Raw genomic sequence first — 19,378 nt, 5'->3', positions numbered from 1 at the left:
ACTCTATGGTGCTGCTGGTGACGATACCATTAAAGGAGGTATTGGCAATGATACTCTCTATGGAGGAGATGGTAACAATTACCTTTATGGAGAAAATGACAATGATACTCTTTACGGTGGTGGTGGTAATGATTATTTAGATGGAGGGAATGGCACAGATTTACTATATGGTGGAACTAGCGAAGATACTCTTCACGGTGGAGCTGGTGATGATGAAATCTATGGAGATTATGGTAATGATGTTTTACACGGTGATGGTGGGATAGATACTTTGACTGGGGGAAATGGCACAGATAAATTTGTCTTCACTTTATTGGATAATTATGATGTCATCACCGATTTTGATGCTAGCGAAAGCGATAAAATTGTCATTGATAGTTCTAGTACTGGTATTTCTAGCATCAATGATTTAACTTACAGTTATTCCTCTATGTTAAATATAGGAGTGATTTACTTTAATGAACAGCAAATTATCCAGTTAAATGATGCAAGTGCTTTTGCTCTAGATTCTCAGAATTTTGAATTTATTTGATAAATATGGCCTTGCATAGTCAGAAATAATGAGATGAAAGCTGCTCTCATATTTTATCCGGTGTTAATGAACTTATATTATCACTGTTTAGAGAAGCGGAAGGGGTTGGAAAACTATGTTGGAAAATCCAAAAGTCAAGAAATATGAAAGAAAAATAACACCTTTAGAAAGCCTGTTTGCACGCTCTCCTTCTGCTATTGTCACTGTTGTTGCTCGGATTAAGGGAAGTATATCCAATAGCATGTTAATCAATGCCGTTTCCAAAGTCCAGCAGAGACATCATCATCTCAGAGTTCGGATTAAGCAGGATCAGCATAACGCTCTATGGTTTACATCAGAAGGGGTTAAGGAAATATCAGTAGAGATAGTACCTCGAGACTCGGATGATCATTGGATTAAAGTGTATCAGGAGATCTGCCAGATTCCCTTTGAATTTGACGAACGTCCCCCTATACGATTTATTTTAGTTCAATCTCCCCTTAAATCTGAGTTGATAATTTTATGTCATCATATTATTTGTGATGGACTGTCATTAGCCTATCTTGCAAGGGACTTAATGGTTCATCTTGGGGAGCCAGATCGAGAAGTAGAGGTGTTACCCAATCCGGTTCCCATTAACCGAGATAATATCCCCAGGGAAGTTTCACTTAATCCTATTATTAGGTTTTTGATAAATCGAATTAACAAGAAATGGGAAAAAAGAAAATATATTTTGACCAAGAAGATTACAAAAACCTCAATGCAGCCTATTGGATGAATTACAAACATCGCATGTTATCCGTTGAATTGTCTGCAGCTCAAACCTCCGCATTAGTTGAGCGATGTAGAAAAGAAGAGGTAACTGTAAATACTGCATTGACTACCGCTTTTATCGGAGCACAATATATGGTTCAGGGTGATAAACCCTATCATTCAAGTATAGGTGTTGCTGCTAACTTAAGGGAACGTCTACAGATACCTGTGGGTGAAGTAATGGGATTTTATGCTGGGTTAGTAACTCTAAAATGTAAATATAATGGAAGAAGAAATTTTTGGGAAAATGCTCGCAGGTTTCACCGAAAAATAAAACCACTTTTTACTAACAAAACACTGTTTAAAAAACCTCTAGTATGGTGTTATCTTGAACAAGCAATTCTAGAATCCTTCAATTTCAAGAAAATAGGCAGGTTTTTTCCCGCAAATTTTACAAAATATGAAAAACTTTCTGCCTTCAGCACATGCAATGATGTGGTTTTATCTATTCTTAAAAGGAACAAGATGGACTCTCTCAATCAGATTTTTATGGGGACAGCCATAACGAATTTCACCCGTATGGATTTCCCAAGCAAGTACGGACAATTAGAGTTAGACCGTTTGATTATGAATCCTGGTAGTGCTTTTCCTTTGGCTAATATCAATTTAATATTGGGTGTTGTAACTTGTGCCGGGAAACTTAGTTTAGTTATAGAGTATGCAGAAGAAACTATTGATACAACAACCATGAAAAAAATAAAAGATAAAGCCATGAAAACCTTGCTTATCTAAGAAAGGGAAAATGATTTTTGGATGCAATCTGGAATGCTGTATTGAGGATTTGTAGGTCACAACGTATTACAAAAGTCAAGAATAACCGTCTGTCGTTATTTACTGACATTGCAAAGGAAAATAAAAATGAGCGAATCCGTTGAAAAACAGTGCGTGGTTCCGTGCAAGGAGAATCCAACCCGTGATTGGTATGCATGGAACAACTTGATGCCGCCTAAACCCGATGATTTTCACATCGTTGGTGAAGCACAGGTTGGGAATCCGGGAATTGTGGCAAAACTCTTTCCTAAGGTACCACAAGGAATCAATCCTGACATCCTCTTGATGAATCTAATTCTTGTTCAGCAGCCGGGAATTTGGCCACAAATTGTTATCTGGGTTCCAGTGCGGTATGACAAAATTCTCATGAACAGCACTTACAAGAGTGTGGAAATATTCTGCGATGATCAGAAGATCGCAGATGTTAAGGTTGAAGATGTGCATTAGCACACATAGCACAAGTCAATCGTCTACTGTTCATAGGTTGAGGAGCATCCCATTTTTTAACAGCCTGTAGGCTTAAAGCCTGGAGATACAAGAACAAAGCCTGCTGCATCACGCTTTGTTCTTGTAGGAGGCTCACAATTTGGGATACTCCCGTACCTTAAACTTAATAAGTGGGTACTGAAGAGTCGACTTCTTTACTCCAAGCGGTAATACCACCCTTAACATTTACCCCTTCAATGCCAGCTTGTTTGAGGATAGCCAGGGCTTTGGCAGAACGACCACCCATTTTACAATGGGCATACAAGCGATCGCCATTGAACAATTCTTTGATCTTGTCCACACCCGTACCAGTTTCAATTTCCGATAAGGGGATTAAAACAGAACCAGGAATCCTGGCAATTTCATACTCGTGGGGATTACGAACATCCAAGAGTGTAAAATCATTGGCACCACTGTCTAGCAATTGCTTTAATTCTGCAACTGTGATTTCTTGAATCGCTGATTGTTCTTCTGCTTCTTGCGCCTTGGCTTGAGGAATACCACAGAATTGTTCGTAATCAATCAGTTTTTCAATCACTGGACGAACGGGGTTGGGACGTAACTTCAACTCCCGGAACTGCATTTCTAGGGCATTGTACAGTAGTAATCGCCCACTGAGGGTATTACCTTGACCAATAATAATTTTTACAGTTTCTGTTGCCTGGATTACGCCAATAATTCCTGGCAAAATTCCCAAAACTCCACCTTCTGCACAAGAGGGAACCATTCCTGGTGGTGGTGGCTCGGGATACAAATCGCGGTAGTTTGGTCCACCTTCGTAATTAAATACCGTTGCTTGCCCTTCAAAACGGTAAATAGAACCGTAGACATTGGGCTTGTTCTCTAGCACACAAGCATCATTAACTAAATACCGAGTCGGAAAATTATCTGTACCATCAACCACCACATCATAGGGTTTGATGATATCGAGGGCATTTTCCGCACTTAGACGGGTTTCGTATAAATCAACTTGGCAATGGGGATTAATTTCGTGGATGCGATTCTTGGCTGATTCAATTTTGGGTTTATCTACCCAAGATGTACCATGAATTACTTGGCGTTGCAGGTTAGAGGTATCAACCACATCGAAATCTACAATCCCGATGCGCCCGATACCTGCTGCTGCCAAATATAAAAGTAATGGAGAACCTAATCCACCCGTACCAATACACAGCACACTGGCTGCTTTCAGACGCTTCTGTCCTGCCAATCCGACTTCAGGTAAAATCAGATGGCGGGAGTAGCGTTCGTAATCATCTTGTGTTAACTGGATTTGATCCAGATTGGGATTCAGCATAGCATTTCGATGAAGAAGCGCAGACTTTTTATGGTAACTAAAAATGATACCTTTTTACTTATATTCTTTTATAGTTTTTTACCCAAGTTCAAAATTTTTTCTGGTTGAAATAGGTGATTTGTATCTAAACACCAACTATTCATTTCAATTGGTACGCCATTTTCAATGGCAACTATAATATACGAATATTCTTGCCAAGCACACAAGCGGTCAAATTCGGAAGGAGTGGCGGGATAATCGGGATGGGAGTGATAAAAGCCGATGATATCAATGTTTTGCTCCCTGGCTTGTTTTTGTGCTTGTAACATTACTTGAGGTGCGATCGCATATCTCCGCCGTTTACTATATTCTTGACTATCCCCAGGAAAATCTTCTGCTGTATCTCCTTCCCAAGCATTTTCTGTGGGCATAACTGCTACAACTGTTTTACCACCATCAGTAAAGTGACCAAATAAAATACCACAACACTCTTCAGGATAGGTTTTTTGACCATGAGCGTAAATTATTTGTAATTGTTCTTCACTGAGATGGATCATAATGCTCTAAGTAATAAGTAATATTGTCGTTCTGAAGAGACATCTGTTTTCCAACTATCCCCCCTACGCAGTCCTATTATTCTGGCTGGTACAGTTTTAGCATTCCTAATTCATGTGTCTATTTTATACATTCCCCTAGAGCAAGCTTTTTTATATACCAAACCTGTAGGGATAGAAACTTGGGGTTTGTTGATTGCTTTGAGTTTAACAGTATTGATTGCGATTGAGGTTCACAAATTGAGGTGGTATTGGCAGAAGAGAGTGATAGTTGTTAGTTGTTAGTTGTTAGTTGTTAGTTGGTAGTTGATGGTTGATGGTTGTTAGCTGGTAGTTGGTAGTTGGTGGTTGGTAGTTGTTAGTTATTAGTTGGTAGTTGGTGGTTGATGGTTGATGGTTATTTATTTCATCTCCCCACACTTCCCACACTTACTATACTTCCCACACTTCTTTCACTCCTTCCCTCTTTCCCTCTTTCCCCTCTTTCCCACACTCCCCCTGCTCCCTGCTCCCTGCTCATCCGCCTCTTAACCCTTCCCTGCACCTAAATATAATTCTCCTACTTGAGGATCATTTAATAAATCTACTCCGGCTCCAGAAATAGCATCCCTTCCTGATTCTAAGACATAACCGCGATCAGACATTTCTAAAGCTTTACGGGCATTTTGTTCCACTAATACAATTGCTGTACCTGCCTGATTGACCTGTTTAACCTGCTCGAATACCTGTGTTACCAAAATGGGGGATAAAGCGGCGGAAGGCTCATCTAAAATCAACAGAATGGGTTCCAACATCAAAGCTCTACCCATAGCTAACATCTGTCTTTCTCCACCGGATAGGGTTCCCGCACGTTGGCGACGGCGATCTGCTAGTCTGGGAAACATATCAAATATTCGCTTTTTTAATGGTGTCAAGGGGACATTGCGAACAAAAGCACCCATTTCCAAATTTTCTTCCACACTCAAGGAAGGGAAAACGTTAGATATTTGTGGTACGTAACACATTCCTTGTTGTACAATCTGATTGGATTTGAGTCCGGTAATATCTTCACCTTTAAAAGTAATATTGCCTGTATGGGGTGTTAACAGCCCAAAAATTGCTTTTGCTAGGGTAGATTTTCCCGCACCATTGGGACCAATTACTGTAACTAATTCCCCTGCCTCAACCCGAAAGTTAATTCCTTGCAGGATATCTACATCTTTAATATATCCGGCGTGGACATTATGCACTTCTAGTAAATATTCATTATTCATAAAATGTTAGATTTTAAATTTTGGATTGGTTATCAAAGATCAGGTATGAGATTTGATCATGGGTTGCTGAACTCACCATCTATTTAATAAGTTAGTTACTGATTAATGAGTAATTCTCTAGATTTTAAATTATGAATTGAATACAAGTAAAATATTATCGTGATAGTCAACAATTCCATAAATATCTTTTTTATTTTCAGAATTTTATGCCTATTTTGTTGGGATAAAAGAGAGGGTTTTAGTCTTAATTACAAAATATTCACAGTAGTCATACCAATTTGAAAAATGATTGGGACAGATGGGAAGAAAAGCTTATATAGTAACTCTTTCACCATCCAAAATCGTTCGATTGAGAGCTCACAACGAAGTCTAAAATTTAAAATCCAAAATAGTATCATTTGTCATTGCTCATCTGTAAGGACACAAATGGCAAATGACAAATAGTTATAATGGGGTTTTTTGTAAATCCGGTTTTTCTTCTTGGACAATAGCATTGTCGACTGGACATACTTGAAAACAAATACCACAGTCAATACAAGTGGCAAAGTCTATCCAATACCAATCAGTACCCTTAACATTTTTTCCTGGTCCTTCATGAATGCAAGCTACTGGACAGGCAGTTACGCAGTCTGCAACACCTTCACAGACATCTGTGGCAATTGTGTGTGGCATGGTTCCCCCTCTCTTTTTTCTTTATGAAATCAAGTATCAAGTTTAAAGGAAAAAGCAATTCTTTGCTTGCTTTTTTCCTTAAATCATCGACTTTTATTCTCCCTTTGATTCCCTGACAGATTCAATTACGGGGGAAGCGTTTGCCCCAATCCAAGCAATTTGGATAATATTGTGATCGCTTGCATATTGCTTAATTTCTTGGGCATTCCTACCACCTAAATCTATCTCTACCCTGACTAATTGGTGAGAATTCCTCAGCTTTTGGGCATAAGCAAAGGCTGAGGCATAGGCATCTGGTGTTTCTGGTACTACTAACCAGTTAGTAGTTGGTGTGGCTCGCGGTAGTTGCTGGTTGTGGGAGAGTAATTGATATAAATCTTCAATGGCAAAAGCAAAACCAATACTAGGTATATTTTCTCCTTGAGGATGATACAACCCTAATAGTTGATCATATCTACCACCACTACATAAAACAGTTGCTCCTGTTTCTGCATCACTAACAATTTCAAAAACAATTCCAGTGTAGTAGTCAAAGGTTTGAATCAGGCTGAGGTCAAGAATTAAGGGAAAATTACCCTGGGATGCCATTAAATCTACTAATGCCTTGAGGTTATTTACTGCTTCTTGCTGTGGTGCTTCTAAACCTAGACTACTTACTTTTTGCAATACCTCAGTAGGATTACCACGTAAATCCAGCATCATTGTGGCACGCGATCGCAATTCTTTACTGAGAGGTAAATTTTCTATGGTAATACGATCAAGATTTGCGATCGCATGACGTACTTGATGACGTATTTTTTCGGGAAAAACTTGCAGAAGGGATGTGGTTATTCCTGCTTCCCCTAAAATTAAATGCCAGGAGTTGAGTTCCAGTGCTTGCAAACAATCTGCAACAATCATCAGCACTTCTGCATCAGCAACCAATCCACTACCACCAAGCAGTTCCACCCCGGCTTGAAAAAATTCTTGGGGCTGATTATGCTGTAAATTTGGCGGACGTTGAAAAATATTGCCATTGTAATAAAGACGTTGGGGATAGGAAATACCAGCCATGCGCGTGACGACTGTACGGGCAATGGAGGCTGTTAATTCCGGACGCAAACCCAATTCCTCATTATCAACATTTTGTAGTTGAATAACGGTAGAACTCTGAATTGCTCCCCCTGCCATCAGGGTATCCATACGTTCTAGAGTTGAGGTAATAATCCTGTGATATCCCCAACGATGAAATACTTGTTGTAATCTGTCTTCAATCCAGCGTTTTTGAGCTACATCTAAGGGTAATAAATCCCTAGCTCCCGCCGGTGGTTGATACACCATTATTTTTTCTTTCCACCAAACAAACCACCAAACAAACCGCCCCCTTCAGATTTATTTGCTGATTTAGCACCAGTTGAACTTGCCTTTGGCTTGCCAGAACTGGATTTTCCAATCTGTTCAATTCGACTTTTACCCGCCGACGCTTGTTCGTCATTGGGATCTAATTGTAGGGCACGGTCAAAATGTACTTTTGCCATTGTGGTTTGATTTTGCCTCAAATACACCACTCCAATCAAGCTATGACTAGTACTATTATTTGGCTCTAGTTTCAGGGCATCTTGTAATTCTACCCTAGCGGCTGCAAATTGATTCTTTGCCATCAAATCTTTAGCTCGTCGAATATACTGAATTGCTCGAGATTCTTCAGGGGAGCTGGCTGATGCTTTGGCTGTAGAAGTGGTCTTAGGTGATTTACTAGTTTTCCCTTGGGCTGGTGGTGGCGTTGGTGTTGTTTCTGGTGCTGGTGTTGTTTCTGGTGCTGATGTTGGTGCTGGCACTGGTAATGACTGCTTGATTAAATTTTTACCTCCAGTCCGCATTAAGTAAACTAAATTCAGTTCACTAACTAGGGTAATTTTAGCGATCGCATCTTTTAAGGAATCATATTGTTTACTGGCAATTTGAGCGATCGCTGTTTTGTATAATTGTTCTACATTATTAACAGCTGCTAACTTTTTTGCTGCATCGCTAGTTAATTCCACTGAGCTAGACTCTTCTTGTAAACGTTTTCCTATTTGCGACAAAATTAGTACATATTCGGCATAATCCTGTTCTGCTGATATTTTTTCATAAGCTGGATTCACCAATTTTGATAATAATTGATTCGCCAATTTTTTCTCATCATCGCTTACCTGCCGCAGACTATCGGGGTGTAAACGACGAACTATTTTCAAATACCGCTTGCGGATATCCCTGACATTGGCATCTACAGGGATACACAAAATGGCATGATAATCAGTGAAATCATGTTTAAATAGACCACGATCTAATTGGAAAGACAACATAGAACGGTTATGTATAAAATTAAGCCGTTAGATTATTTTCTAGTTTACTTCGCTTCTGATAAATAGCTATAAATTTAACATTGGTTATTACTCCATGTACTCAGGGATGGTACTTGTTGTAATTCCTGGCTCAAACTGTTGTCAATCAGACCATTGGTAGCCAAAATTCTCCCAGAATATATATCTAAAGGACTTTTGTCGTAGGCGGTAACTTGCCCACCAGCTTCTTGGACTAAAATAATTCCAGCAGCAATATCCCAGGGAGATAGTCCTCTTTCCCAGTAGCCATCAACACGCCCACAGGCTACGTGTGCTAAATCAATGGATGCCGAACCGCTACGTCTAACTCCTTGGGTAAGATGGGTCAGGTGACAAAATTCTGCATAATTATTATCTGCTGTTTCCCGACGATCATAGGCAAATCCCGTTACCAACAGAGATTTACCAAGTTCGGTAGTTTGGGAAACTCTGATGGGACGACGATTTAAAGTCGCTCCTAAACCCGCAGCAGCCCGGTAAAGTTCATCATGGAAAGGGTCATAAATTACACCCACTTGAGGAATGCCATTAATTAATAAACCAATAGAAACGGCAAAACAAGGATATTGGTGGGCAAAATTGGTGGTGCCATCGAGAGGATCGATCGCCCACAAATACTCATTTTTTTGGTTCCCTAATTTCCCAGATTCTTCCGCCAGAATAGCATGGTCGGGAAAATGACGATGTAAGTAATCTAACACCACTGCTTCAGATGCTTTATCTGCCACAGTGACTAAATCTCCTGGTCGTCCTTTTTCTGTAGTTGCATCTTCCACTTTACCCAAATAACCTTGTAAAACTGCTCCAGCAGCTAATGCCGCTTCTGTAGCAATATCGAGAAATATTTGTAAATTTGTCATGCAATTTTGGATTTTAGATTTTAGATTTTAGACTTCTCTCTACTCCCTCTGCTCCCCCTGCTCCCTGCTCCCTGCTCCCCTGCTTCCTGATCTAGCGGTATTGACGGCGGAACTCATAGGGAGTCAGACGCATAGGTTTTTCTGGATTCCAAATTTGTTTACCCATTAATCTAGCCCACTGTTGAGCGCGTTCCAAACGAGGATTATATTTTTGATTTGGCGATCGCGCAATGTGTAATACATACCCTTCTTTAACTAACTGCTCATTTAATAATTTCCCATCTTTCCACACATAAGCCAGGGTTCTACCAATTTTGTCTTGGGCAGCAATATCAAATTCTAGGGTTACAGGTTGCTCTTTGCCAATTAGTTCTTGTAATCTTTTTTTTGCCCTCAGTCCCCAAGGACGCTGACGTAAATTAGGTGCTTCTACACCAATTAACCGTATTTGAGAAATCAAGGTGGGTTGATTTCCCATTCCCAGTACTTCCAAAGTTTGTCCACTTACTACCCTGCTAATATTCACCTGTATTTTGATCGCCTTTTCTGGTTTCTTACCAAATTGACAACCCGTCAGCGAAAGAGCTATTGACAAGGCAAACGGTAAGTATTTACAGTGAAAAATTTTTCCTTCCCTCCTTCACTCATTCACTCATTCCCTCCTTCCCTCTTTCCCTCCTTATTTAATCTTCATCCAATGGTAAACCAGCTTTTACCTTACCCTTGCCAAAAAAACGTCCAAACTGTAGCTCATATACTTCATCCTCATCCTGGGTTTCCACCTGCAAATCTGAACGAGCATAACTAACACACAACAGGGCGTAGCCTTTTCTCTGTAACTCTGGGGATAATCCTACTGCTTCTGGTTGATAAATATCTCCCTTTAGCACCCGGACAGCACAGGTAGTACAAGCACCGTTACGGCAAGAAAATGGTAGTTCTACTCCTTGTTGTTCCGCACTGTGGAGGATGTAGCGGTCGTCGGGGACTTGTAAACTATGGTGGATATTGTGGGTGCGATCGCTAACTTGAATTGTGTAAGTTTGGGACATTTGTCAGGTAAATCTGAGAAAATTTCTGGAATGATTGCAGTTTATAGCATTTCGTTGTACGATGGGAAATCGTGGCACCTGGAGAGGTGGCCGAGTGGTTGAAGGCGCAGCACTGGAAATGCTGTTATGCGGCAACGTATACGAGGGTTCGAATCCCTCCCTCTCCGTTTATAAGGCTTGAGTAGCTAGAATATATCTTTGGAGCTTATATAGCACTAGGCGCAAGCAATAAGTAATTAAGTTTACTGTTTGTAGGTCGCAACCTTTAATAATGTCCTAACCTAATTGCGTAGTGCTGTATATAAAATTTTTTGGTGGTATTGACAAGCTTTCCAACTATCCTCTAATAATTCATAATTAAAATTTCATTGATTGACTTGCGTCTGGAAGTATCACTATTTATACTCCGATTAGCTTTTACCCTTTCAATCCGATAATCAGAGTATGCATTTTCAAGAAAATTATCTTGGTTATCTTGATGGTTAATATCTGAATTACTTAAAAGTAACTTGACATTTTGAGTATCAAGTAATTTAAAGAAATTTCTGAGTCTTATTTGCTCACAATCATCAAATCGATGCTGTGAATAAGAAGTAAAGTTAGATGTTTTACTTATTGGTTTATAGGGTGGATCAAAATAAATAAAAGTGTTACGATCTATAAAATTTTCACAAGTACTAAAATCACCTTGATAAATATAAGTCTTTTGTAAAATTTGAGCAACAGACCTGAGATTATCTGCATGACATATCTTTGGTCTAATATATCTACCTATCGGTACATTAAAATCACCGGTTGAGTTAACTCGAAATAATCCGTTGAAGCAGGTTCGATTCAGGAAAATAAGTTGAGCAGTTCTTTCTATCCATGCTAAATTATATTTCTGTAAATCTATTTGATTTCTCAAAGAATTAAATTGTCCACGTATATAATAAAAATATTTTTCCCTCTCTGGATACTGAAGAGATAAATATTTATTTTCTATTCGCATTAAACTTAAAATTAGCTCCTCTACATCACATTGAATTGTTTTATAGGCTAATACCAATTCTGGATTAATATCAGATATAAAAATATTTTCAATATTATAATTTGTTGCCAGATATAAAAAAACAGCACCACCCCCCACAAATGGCTCAATATATGTTTTGATTTTGCCATATTCCAATTCACGAGGGAAAAAATGGCTCATCTGTTTAAGTAGCTGTGTTTTCCCTCCAGCCCATTTTAAAAAAGGTTTTGGCTGCATTTATTTCTCCTCATAACTCACATTTAGTGTGAATTGAGTGCTGCAACCTTTGTAATTGTATGGATAGGTCAAAAATATAATTTGGAACAAGACTCAAAACCCTTATGGTACAAGAGGTGATTCTAATTTAGATTAGGCATAAACAATAACGGATGCCTGAAAAATATATTATATAGTTCATCAGTACCATATTTTTGGCTTATGTTTAATTTCGCCCCATTTATAGCACCACCCATATACATTAACCTCTGTTAGGTTTAAGGAATTAGTCTGTTGTGACAAGGTAGGATGTAAACCATTGTGGTGGCTCACTTATTACTTATTACTTCTTACTTGCGCCTAGCGCTATATGATCTGCTATTTTTCAAATGGCAAAGATGGGGAATTCTTGGGGAAAATTGCCAACTCTGTCTCTGGATCGAAAAAGTGGATTTTTTCCGGAATTAATGAGAACCACAATTGTTCCCCTAACCTCACTAACTTATCTGGTGGAATCCTAACTTGCAAGGTCTGATTCAGGGCTGTATTCTGGAAGTTAACATCTGTGAGTTTTGCCGCTAGATAAGTATCGTTACCTAGATTTTCCACCAACTCTACTTTAAGGGGTAAATTTTTATTGGCAGGTACGCTTAAGATTAAGTGTTCTGGACGAATACCCAGAATAATTGTCCGTCCATCATATTTTTGCAATGCACTGCCCCAATATTCTGGTAGAGTGAGGCGAAAATCATCATTGGTAATTAACAAGGGTGCATGAAATTCTACTGGTATAAAATTCATTGGTGGTGAACCAATGAACTCCGCCACAAAGCGATTGGCAGGGCGGTTATATAATTCTAATGGAGGGGCTACTTGCTGTAATTGACCACCATCAAGAATGGCAATGCGATCGCCCATAGTCATGGCTTCGGTTTGGTCGTGGGTGACATATATGGTGGTTGTACCTAGCTGGCGTTGTAATTTGACTATTTGGGCGCGGGTTTCTGTACGCAGCTTGGCATCTAGGTTAGAAAGGGGTTCATCCATTAAAAAAACTTGAGGATTACGAGCGATCGCTCTTCCTAATGCCACCCGTTGTCTTTGTCCTCCAGACAATTGCTTGGGTAAACGATTTAATAGGCGATCAATTTGCAACAATTGAGCCACGGAATTTACCCGCTCATCCACACTCCTTTCTTTATCCGAAAGATAACGTAGTCCTTTTGGTAGCTTTTTTGTCGCCCCCACCAACAAATCTGCTGCTATGTGGGAAAAACCCTCTGACTGCATATCCCCAGAAGAACGGCGACGCAATCCAAAAGCAATGTTGTCATACACTGACATATGGGGATAAAGGGCGTAATTTTGAAACACCATAGCAATGTCCCTTTCCTTGGGAGGGAGTCGATTAACTAAGCGATCGCCTACCCAAATATTACCACCAGTCATTGACTCTAACCCTGCAATTAACCGTAGCAGAGTACTTTTACCACAACCGGAAGGCCCCACTAACACCATAAATTCACCATCCGCCACAGTCAAATTAATGCGCCGCAAGACGGTAATTTTATCAGCACGGTTTTCCTTTGTATCTGAGTTTGATGTTGCTGCAACACTTTCACCCTTACGGGGTGAGAAACTTTTGTAAATGTTTTCTAAAACAACCTGCGCCACGAGTTATTTGCCGTTAAATAGTTACTAAGAGTTTAGAACAAAGGTTCATTCAATTTTGGATTTTGGATTTTGGATTGACTCCTGTAATATTTGCGCACCTATTCATGGTACACTTGTACTGTTTCTTGCAGAGCTAGACTTTTTTTCGGGGTCAAGCGTACTTTGAGGACAATTCCTATTGTTCATAATCAAATTGCGCTTGACTTTTATGAGCAAATATCAGGGAGTGTAGCGCAAAAATATTGTTAGATGGATAAAAATAATAATTATAAATATTCGTACTATTTACATCGGTATTGTTGTATAAGCGAGCATGGGTCATTTAGAGGCAGGGGGCACGGGAGCAGGGAGCAGGGGAGTTTCCACGAATAAATTTGGGGGCTTGTATCCAATTTTTTTTGGTCAAAATCAGGATTGTCAAAGATTGTAAAGCATTACGCAATTAGGGCGCGGACATTGTTGAAGGCCCAAACCTATGAACAGTAAACTTATTACTTATTACTTGCGCGTAGCGCTATAAAGGCGATCGCGAAATTTCTTGGTAAATTTGGAGTGAATACTAACTGAGAACAGGAGAATTAGATGAATAGTTGTATTTTAATGGCAGATATAATTCAAGAACCGCAACTACGCTATACCTCAGATAACCTAGAAATTGCGGAAATGTTGGTACAGTTTCCAGGAATGCGGGAAAATGATCCTCCAGGAACTTTAAAGGTAATCGGTTGGGGTAAATTAGCAAAAGAACTTCAAGAAAATTATCATCAAGGCGATCGGGTAATTTTGGAAGGACGCTTGGGAATGCGTACCATTGAGCGTCGAGAAGGTTTTAAGGAAAAAAAGGCAGAGTTAACTGTACAAAGAATTCATGGTTTAGGAGCGGGTGTTGGTGATTATATTCCATCTCCAGCTGCCAGTACTCCATCAATCCCCACAACGGGGAATACTCCCAACACTAGTTCACCTCTTCCCATTCCTACACCAATGACAAATAACGTGGGAACAGCAACTCAGCCAGCACCCCAGAAAGATTGGAATCAACCCATACCCACAAGCACAAATGTTGAACCTTCCCCAGCACCATTTGTACCCCAGGATGAGCCAGATATAGATGATATCCCTTTCTAAAATGAGGTGATATCTGAGTAATAGCCAATCGAATCATTGGATGAGTGGTGTGGATATGCAAAACAGTATCCAAGCCAGATTGTTGTTTTTATGTTTAACTTTGTTATGCAAATTTTTACACTCAGAAACAAAAAAGATAAAATTCATCAGCGTAAAAATTTACAATCATTGCAAAAATATGATACTGCGCTAAAATCCTGTTAATTTTAAGTCAAGATGCATACCTGATTCCTATGAGAGAACCTATCCTAGATGTTCGTAATCTACAAGTAGAATTTTCTGGCGATGGCAACACTGTCAAAGCTGTAAATGGCATTTCCTTCCAACTACATCGCGGTGAAACACTAGGTATAGTCGGGGAATCAGGAAGTGGTAAATCAGTCACATCCCTAGCTGTAATGGGGTTAATACAGAGTCCTGGGAAGGTTAGTGGTGGTGAAATTTTGTTTCGTCCCCAGGAAAATGCTCAACCAATAGATTTGCGAACATTACCCCCTGAGGAGATACAGTTATACCGGGGTGGTGATATTGCCATGATTTTTCAGGAACCGATGACTTCCCTGAATCCGGTATATACCATTGGTTTTCAGTTAACCGAAGCAATTTTACGCCACCGCAATATTACTGCGGGAGAAGCAAAACAACAAGCGATCGCCGGCTTACAAGAGGTAAAATTACTTCCTAGTGATGAAATCATTGCCCAGCAATACATTGATACTGGTACTGCTCCCCAGGATAAGGGACAATTAGCCCGGTTAGTCAAGGCACACAAAGCCGCCATTTTGGAAAGATATCCCCACGAACTTTCTGGAGGACAATTACAACGGGTGATGATTGCTATGGCGATTTCCTGTAATCCTTTACTATTGATTGCAGATGAACCCACCACTGCTTTAGATGTAACCGTCCAAGCGACAATTATCGATTTAATGCGGGAGTTGCAACAGCAACGGGACATGGGGATGATTTTTATTACCCATGACTTGGGATTAATTGCTGAGGTGGCTGATCAGGTGGCGGTCATGTATAAGGGGAAAGTAGTTGAATATGGGGAATCTCGGCAAATTTTTAACAATCCCCAACATCCCTACACCAAGGGTTTAGTCGCTTGTCGTCCCACCTTAGATAGTTTTCCCCAAAAATTACTCACCGTTTCTGATTACATGAACGTGGAAGAGTCAGAAACAGGGGAAGCGGTAATCAAGGCTAAATCACCAGAATCACCTGTTCAAGTTACTCCCGAAGAAATAAAGCAGCGATTGACATATTTGCAGGAGCAACCAGCTTTATTGCAGGTAAGAGACTTGAAAGTGGGTTTTCCTGTACGGGGGATGTTTGGGGGGACAAAACGCTACCACATGGCTGTGAATGGGGTTTCCTTTGATGTGAAGCAGGGAGAGACTTTAGGATTAGTAGGGGAATCTGGTTGTGGGAAAACTACTACTGGTAGAGCCTTACTACGGTTAATTGAACCTATGGGGGGACAGGTTATGTTTGAAGGGCGAGATATTACCCCTTTAACAGGAGAACCCTTACAAAAACTGCGACGACAAATGCAGATTGTCTTCCAAAATCCCTTTAGTGCCTTGAATCCACGGCTGAAGGTGGGGGATATAGTCATGGAGCCGTTATTAATTCACTCCATTGGTAAAAGCAAAAAAGAGCAGCGAGAAAGGGCTGGTTATCTCCTGGAGCGAGTGGGTTTAAGTGCAGACGCGATGAATCGCTATCCCCACCAATTTTCTGGGGGACAGCGCCAAAGGGTTTGTATTGCTCGTGCTTTGGCGTTGAATCCCAAGTTTATTATTTGTGATGAATCTGTTTCCGCCTTGGATGTGTCCGTACAAGCCCAAGTATTGAATTTGCTGAAAGAATTGCAATCAGAATTTGGGCTGACATATATTTTTATTTCCCACGATTTAAGTGTAGTTAAATTTATGAGCGATCGCATTTTGGTGATGAATCGTGGTGAAATTGTGGAGCAAGGGGTAGCTGAGGAAATTTACCGCCAACCACAACAAGAATATACCCAAAAGTTAATTTCTTCTATTCCCACCGGTAGTCCGGAACGGGTGGAACAGAGGAAATTGAGCGCCTCATAATAAGTAGGCTTAATGTTTGCGACACATAAGATGATTTCTGAAAATAATTTTACCAATGATAAGGGCGCAAGGCTTGCGTTCCTAAGGTGAATTTGTAATCGCCTGGTAATTTTAATTCTGGAAATCTCCTAAATTATTCGTAAGGGCACGGCACCAGTAAGATAATTTTATACATTGAAAGATTGTGGATGCCGTGCCCCTACCCATCTGTCCCATTCTTTTTTCAAAATGGTATAGCGAATTATTTCAAGCTCTAACTACAGCCGGTGTGATGCTCACATTCAATCGCTGTAACATAGCTTCCCGTCCTTGCATGGCCAAGGTATCATCCAAAGATGTCAAGGATATGGGTTGGTCATATTTTAATCGCAATGCCGTTTGAATTAACCAGTCCGCCACAAAAGGGTTTTTAGGTAATAAGGGACCATGGGAATAAGTTGCGATCGCATTCTGATAAAATGCCCCTTCCGTACTATCCTCGCCATTATTCCCTAAACCATATACCACGCGTCCCAGTGCTTCTGTTTTCCCTAACTTAGTCCGTCCACCGTGATTTTCAAACCCAACTAAATAAGGCGTAGCACCACCCAACATTTCTTTCAAATCCTGCGCCAGCCGGGAAGCAGTAACTTCTATTACCAAATTACCAATACAACGACAGGTATTTTCACCGGGATGTATGGATACTAAATCTAAAATTCCCAAGCCTTGAATACGTTGTCCCACGCCGGGTTCATAATAATGTCCCAAAAGTTGGGGGGAACCACAGGTAAACACCCCAGGAGTGCTATTTTCTATTTTATCCCTTAATGCATCGGCCTTTGCCCCCTGCAAATCCCGCATGACTATTTCTTGCTGACGATCCTGTGCGCCACCACCAACAATAATATCTACACCACGGATATCATCAGCAGTAGCACTTTGATCCAAGGGGATAATGTTAACTTTATAACCCCGCCATTGGGTACGCTTTTCAATCACAATCACATTACCGCGATCGCCATAGGTACTCATTAACCGGGGATACAACCAACCAATATTTAATTCCAATTCTTGATTATTCATAAAAATTATTTTTACTTTTTACTTCTCATCCAGAGGAGAAAATCCGGTAGATATGCAAAACAGGAAGTGATACTTCTGTCTGGGTAAGCATATCTTAAATTTGCCCGCGATGATGGGTTTGCTGGTAAAAAAAATGTGCTAGCAGTAAGCTTGTTGAGTCATTGTAATGTTGAACCCGACTAGTTTGCGGATTTACTTGTTCCACGCAAAATCCCCTTGCTAATATTTGGGAGTGGGAAGCACCCGATTTGTCAACAAATGCAAATCAATCTTTATTAATTCGATAAAATAATAATAGAAAACATAAACAAAATTTTTTCAATCAATATCTGCAACCTTTTACCAAAACTTGCAATTTGCAGTTGAGTTTTTCTACATCAATTTGATCAACGGATGATAACAGAGATGCAATCGAGATTTAAGAAATATCAAGATTGTCACAGGAGGTTTACATGGAAAGCTTCGATTATGTGATTTTAGGAGCCGGATTAGGTGGACTTACAATCGCGTTTAATTATTCAACCATTTGTATTTTTTAATTTAATTAAGCCTTGGCTAAAAGTTTTTAAAATACCTGAACTGTATCAATGCTTAGTTCATATATTAGGGCAGTAGAGCAAATGAAAGCTTTGCCCTCTAGTGATCCAAGAAATTGGGAGCAACAAGCCCGAATACACCAACGATATTGTCCTCATGGTAACTGGTATTTTTTACCTTGGCATCGCGCTTATCTATTAGCTTTTGAAGAAATATGTAGAGATTTATCTGGTAATCCTGATTTTGCACTTCCCTATTGGAACTGGACAGTAGATACAAGTATTCCAGAACCTTTTTGGTCAGGGACTTTACGTGATGCAACTAGACGTATCAGTTCTACAGACAGAATTGGTGCTGAATTTGTAGGGCAGAATATTATTGATGATATTTTAGATGAAGAGGATTTTGAGCTATTCGCTAGCTTACGACCAACTGGACAAAACAATACTGATCAATCTTGGCAGATGGCAAGAGGAGCTTTAGCTCCATTAGAAAGAACTCCACCTAATAATATACACACTTGGATTAGTGGAAACATGACTACTTTGCGTTCACCACTAGATCCAATTTTTTGGCTGCATCACTGCAATATTGATCGAATTTGGGCTGAATGGAATGCTCGGGGTAATCGAAATACAGACAATATACTTTGGACTGATTTTTCTTTTCGTCAAAATTTCATAGATATAAATAGCAGAAGATATGATGTAGTTGTTCGTGACTTAGTAGATGTTAATCAACTAGGATACAGCTACGATGTCCTAACTCAACCACAAGAAACTCCCTCATTAATGGAACGTGTGTTAAGCAGATCGGCCGGCATCCATAGAACCACAAATAGCTACTTTGGATAATTTAGCAAGTTTTCCTGTAGAAAGCTCTCAAATGACTATCTCTTTAGCACCGGAAAAGCCAAGACATAGAGTAATTGCTTTGATCAAAGGTGTTGAGCCACCAGAAGATTTACAGGTAAGCGTAAGAGTATTTTTGAACTGTTCTTACTTATCATCCCAAACTCCGATTTCTGATCCTC

20 protein-coding genes, 1 tRNA gene and 1 pseudogene are annotated in these 19,378 nt (G+C 39.9%); 9 read left to right on the top strand and 13 right to left on the bottom strand.

The window, feature by feature from the left end:
• The 4 genes from CALSC_RS02570 to CALSC_RS02555 form a co-directional block, all read left to right on the top strand.
• The coding region (locus tag CALSC_RS02570; RefSeq protein WP_088239860.1) for a calcium-binding protein at positions 1-532 on the top strand (532 nt) is incomplete at its 5' end.
• Positions 533-647: 115 nt separating this feature from the next.
• Positions 648-1,289 carry a condensation domain-containing protein gene (locus tag CALSC_RS02565; RefSeq protein ID WP_088239859.1) on the top strand — a complete coding sequence of 214 codons (642 nt, stop codon included), beginning with the start codon at positions 648-650 and terminating at the stop codon, positions 1,287-1,289.
• Positions 1,223-2,056 carry a phthiocerol/phthiodiolone dimycocerosyl transferase family protein gene (locus CALSC_RS02560; RefSeq protein WP_143288128.1) on the top strand — a complete coding sequence of 278 codons (834 nt, stop codon included), beginning with the start codon at positions 1,223-1,225 and terminating at the stop codon, positions 2,054-2,056. Before CALSC_RS02565 ends, CALSC_RS02560 begins: the two co-directional genes overlap by 67 nt.
• 126 nt (positions 2,057-2,182) lie before the next feature.
• Entirely contained in the window at positions 2,183-2,542 is a 360-nt protein-coding gene (locus CALSC_RS02555; protein ID WP_088239857.1) for a hypothetical protein, read from the top strand.
• A 163-nt stretch (positions 2,543-2,705) separates the two neighbouring features.
• On the opposite strand, the gene moeB is transcribed toward CALSC_RS02555, so the two are convergent.
• Together moeB and CALSC_RS02545 are read right to left on the bottom strand one after the other, a co-directional pair.
• The gene (gene moeB / locus CALSC_RS02550) at positions 2,706-3,878 is read right to left on the bottom strand and encodes a molybdopterin-synthase adenylyltransferase MoeB (RefSeq protein ID WP_088239856.1); all 1,173 of its coding nucleotides are present in this window, start codon (positions 3,876-3,878) and stop codon (positions 2,706-2,708) included.
• Positions 3,879-3,946: 68 nt separating this feature from the next.
• A complete protein-coding gene (locus CALSC_RS02545; RefSeq protein WP_088239855.1) occupies positions 3,947-4,414 on the bottom strand; it encodes a Mov34/MPN/PAD-1 family protein in 468 nt (155 codons plus the stop codon).
• A 36-nt stretch (positions 4,415-4,450) separates the two neighbouring features.
• On the opposite strand from CALSC_RS02545, the pseudogene CALSC_RS28125 reads away from it, so the two are divergent.
• Positions 4,451-4,696, top strand: a pseudogene (locus tag CALSC_RS28125) (cation transporting ATPase C-terminal domain-containing protein); the annotation flags it as partial.
• A gap of 3 nt (positions 4,697-4,699) precedes the next feature.
• Here CALSC_RS28125 and CALSC_RS26205 read toward each other — a convergent pair.
• The 8 genes from CALSC_RS26205 to CALSC_RS02505 all read right to left on the bottom strand — a co-directional run bounded on the left by CALSC_RS26205 (position 4,700) and on the right by CALSC_RS02505 (position 10,611).
• Positions 4,700-4,840 (bottom strand): hypothetical protein, encoded by a 141-nt coding sequence (locus CALSC_RS26205; protein ID WP_159460551.1) that lies wholly within the window; start codon positions 4,838-4,840, stop codon positions 4,700-4,702.
• Between the two features lie 98 nt (positions 4,841-4,938).
• Positions 4,939-5,664, bottom strand: coding sequence for an ABC transporter ATP-binding protein (locus CALSC_RS02535; protein ID WP_088239853.1), 726 nt, complete (start codon positions 5,662-5,664; stop codon positions 4,939-4,941).
• 444 nt (positions 5,665-6,108) lie between these two features.
• On the bottom strand, positions 6,109-6,336 hold the full coding sequence (locus CALSC_RS02530; RefSeq protein ID WP_088239852.1) for an indolepyruvate ferredoxin oxidoreductase subunit alpha: 228 nt from the start codon (positions 6,334-6,336) through the stop codon (positions 6,109-6,111).
• Between the two features lie 93 nt (positions 6,337-6,429).
• Entirely contained in the window at positions 6,430-7,656 is a 1,227-nt protein-coding gene (locus CALSC_RS02525; protein ID WP_088239851.1) for an ATP phosphoribosyltransferase regulatory subunit, read from the bottom strand.
• Positions 7,656-8,657 carry a J domain-containing protein gene (locus CALSC_RS02520; RefSeq protein ID WP_088239862.1) on the bottom strand — a complete coding sequence of 334 codons (1,002 nt, stop codon included), beginning with the start codon at positions 8,655-8,657 and terminating at the stop codon, positions 7,656-7,658. The genes CALSC_RS02525 and CALSC_RS02520 overlap by 1 nt, the downstream gene beginning before the upstream one ends.
• Before the next feature lie 77 nt (positions 8,658-8,734).
• A complete protein-coding gene (locus CALSC_RS02515; RefSeq protein WP_088239850.1) occupies positions 8,735-9,559 on the bottom strand; it encodes an inositol monophosphatase family protein in 825 nt (274 codons plus the stop codon).
• Positions 9,560-9,650: 91 nt separating this feature from the next.
• Positions 9,651-10,136, bottom strand: a complete 486-nt coding sequence (locus tag CALSC_RS02510) for a thermonuclease family protein (protein WP_407641875.1) — start codon at positions 10,134-10,136, stop codon at positions 9,651-9,653.
• A 106-nt stretch (positions 10,137-10,242) separates the two neighbouring features.
• Positions 10,243-10,611 carry a 2Fe-2S iron-sulfur cluster-binding protein gene (locus CALSC_RS02505; RefSeq protein ID WP_088239849.1) on the bottom strand — a complete coding sequence of 123 codons (369 nt, stop codon included), beginning with the start codon at positions 10,609-10,611 and terminating at the stop codon, positions 10,243-10,245.
• A gap of 80 nt (positions 10,612-10,691) precedes the next feature.
• On the opposite strand from CALSC_RS02505, the gene CALSC_RS02500 reads away from it, so the two are divergent.
• A tRNA-Ser gene (locus CALSC_RS02500) sits at positions 10,692-10,778 on the top strand.
• Positions 10,779-10,954: 176 nt separating this feature from the next.
• Here CALSC_RS02500 and CALSC_RS02495 read toward each other — a convergent pair.
• Positions 10,955-11,860, bottom strand: coding sequence for a DNA adenine methylase (locus tag CALSC_RS02495; protein WP_088239848.1), 906 nt, complete (start codon positions 11,858-11,860; stop codon positions 10,955-10,957).
• 357 nt (positions 11,861-12,217) lie between these two features.
• Entirely contained in the window at positions 12,218-13,513 is a 1,296-nt protein-coding gene (locus CALSC_RS02490; protein WP_088239847.1) for an ABC transporter ATP-binding protein, read from the bottom strand.
• A 582-nt stretch (positions 13,514-14,095) separates the two neighbouring features.
• Between CALSC_RS02490 and CALSC_RS02485 the strand changes: the two genes are divergently transcribed.
• Together CALSC_RS02485 and CALSC_RS02480 are read left to right on the top strand one after the other, a co-directional pair.
• On the top strand, positions 14,096-14,641 hold the full coding sequence (locus tag CALSC_RS02485; RefSeq protein ID WP_088239846.1) for a single-stranded DNA-binding protein: 546 nt from the start codon (positions 14,096-14,098) through the stop codon (positions 14,639-14,641).
• A 233-nt stretch (positions 14,642-14,874) separates the two neighbouring features.
• Complete coding sequence (locus CALSC_RS02480; protein ID WP_088239845.1) at positions 14,875-16,743, top strand: ABC transporter ATP-binding protein; 1,869 nt, start codon at positions 14,875-14,877, stop codon at positions 16,741-16,743.
• 246 nt (positions 16,744-16,989) lie between these two features.
• Here the strand turns inward: CALSC_RS02480 and CALSC_RS02475 are convergent, their stop codons facing one another.
• Positions 16,990-17,808 carry a type 1 glutamine amidotransferase gene (locus tag CALSC_RS02475; protein ID WP_088239844.1) on the bottom strand — a complete coding sequence of 273 codons (819 nt, stop codon included), beginning with the start codon at positions 17,806-17,808 and terminating at the stop codon, positions 16,990-16,992.
• A 620-nt stretch (positions 17,809-18,428) separates the two neighbouring features.
• Between CALSC_RS02475 and CALSC_RS02470 the strand changes: the two genes are divergently transcribed.
• The gene (locus CALSC_RS02470; RefSeq protein WP_159460550.1) at positions 18,429-19,199 is read left to right on the top strand and encodes a tyrosinase family protein; all 771 of its coding nucleotides are present in this window, start codon (positions 18,429-18,431) and stop codon (positions 19,197-19,199) included.
• Positions 19,200-19,378 lie beyond the last annotated feature (179 nt).

Origin of the sequence: Calothrix rhizosoleniae SC01 (assembly GCF_900185595.1) — a bacterium.
GTDB classification, from domain to species: Bacteria; Cyanobacteriota; Cyanobacteriia; order Cyanobacteriales; family Nostocaceae; genus Calothrix_A; species Calothrix_A rhizosoleniae.
This window is presented reverse-complemented; position numbering and strand designations above follow the sequence as displayed.

What these genes read in the sequence shown, in the direction of transcription:
- CALSC_RS02475 (WP_088239844.1), bottom strand. Translation starts at nt 17,808, where the DNA reads ATGAATAATCAAGAATTGGAATTAAATATTGGTTGGTTGTATCCCCGG.
- CALSC_RS02535 (WP_088239853.1), bottom strand. Translation starts at nt 5,664, where the DNA reads ATGAATAATGAATATTTACTAGAAGTGCATAATGTCCACGCCGGATAT.
- CALSC_RS02560 (WP_143288128.1), top strand. Translation starts at nt 1,223, where the DNA reads ATGGGAAAAAAGAAAATATATTTTGACCAAGAAGATTACAAAAACCTC.
- moeB (WP_088239856.1), bottom strand. Translation starts at nt 3,878, where the DNA reads ATGCTGAATCCCAATCTGGATCAAATCCAGTTAACACAAGATGATTAC.
- CALSC_RS02515 (WP_088239850.1), bottom strand. Translation starts at nt 9,559, where the DNA reads ATGACAAATTTACAAATATTTCTCGATATTGCTACAGAAGCGGCATTA.
- CALSC_RS02545 (WP_088239855.1), bottom strand. Translation starts at nt 4,414, where the DNA reads ATGATCCATCTCAGTGAAGAACAATTACAAATAATTTACGCTCATGGT.
- CALSC_RS02480 (WP_088239845.1), top strand. Translation starts at nt 14,875, where the DNA reads ATGAGAGAACCTATCCTAGATGTTCGTAATCTACAAGTAGAATTTTCT.
- CALSC_RS02485 (WP_088239846.1), top strand. Translation starts at nt 14,096, where the DNA reads ATGAATAGTTGTATTTTAATGGCAGATATAATTCAAGAACCGCAACTA.
- CALSC_RS02505 (WP_088239849.1), bottom strand. Translation starts at nt 10,611, where the DNA reads ATGTCCCAAACTTACACAATTCAAGTTAGCGATCGCACCCACAATATC.
- CALSC_RS02565 (WP_088239859.1), top strand. Translation starts at nt 648, where the DNA reads ATGTTGGAAAATCCAAAAGTCAAGAAATATGAAAGAAAAATAACACCT.
- CALSC_RS02555 (WP_088239857.1), top strand. Translation starts at nt 2,183, where the DNA reads ATGAGCGAATCCGTTGAAAAACAGTGCGTGGTTCCGTGCAAGGAGAAT.
- CALSC_RS02470 (WP_159460550.1), top strand. Translation starts at nt 18,429, where the DNA reads ATGAAAGCTTTGCCCTCTAGTGATCCAAGAAATTGGGAGCAACAAGCC.
- CALSC_RS02495 (WP_088239848.1), bottom strand. Translation starts at nt 11,860, where the DNA reads ATGCAGCCAAAACCTTTTTTAAAATGGGCTGGAGGGAAAACACAGCTA.
- CALSC_RS02530 (WP_088239852.1), bottom strand. Translation starts at nt 6,336, where the DNA reads ATGCCACACACAATTGCCACAGATGTCTGTGAAGGTGTTGCAGACTGC.
- CALSC_RS02525 (WP_088239851.1), bottom strand. Translation starts at nt 7,656, where the DNA reads ATGGTGTATCAACCACCGGCGGGAGCTAGGGATTTATTACCCTTAGAT.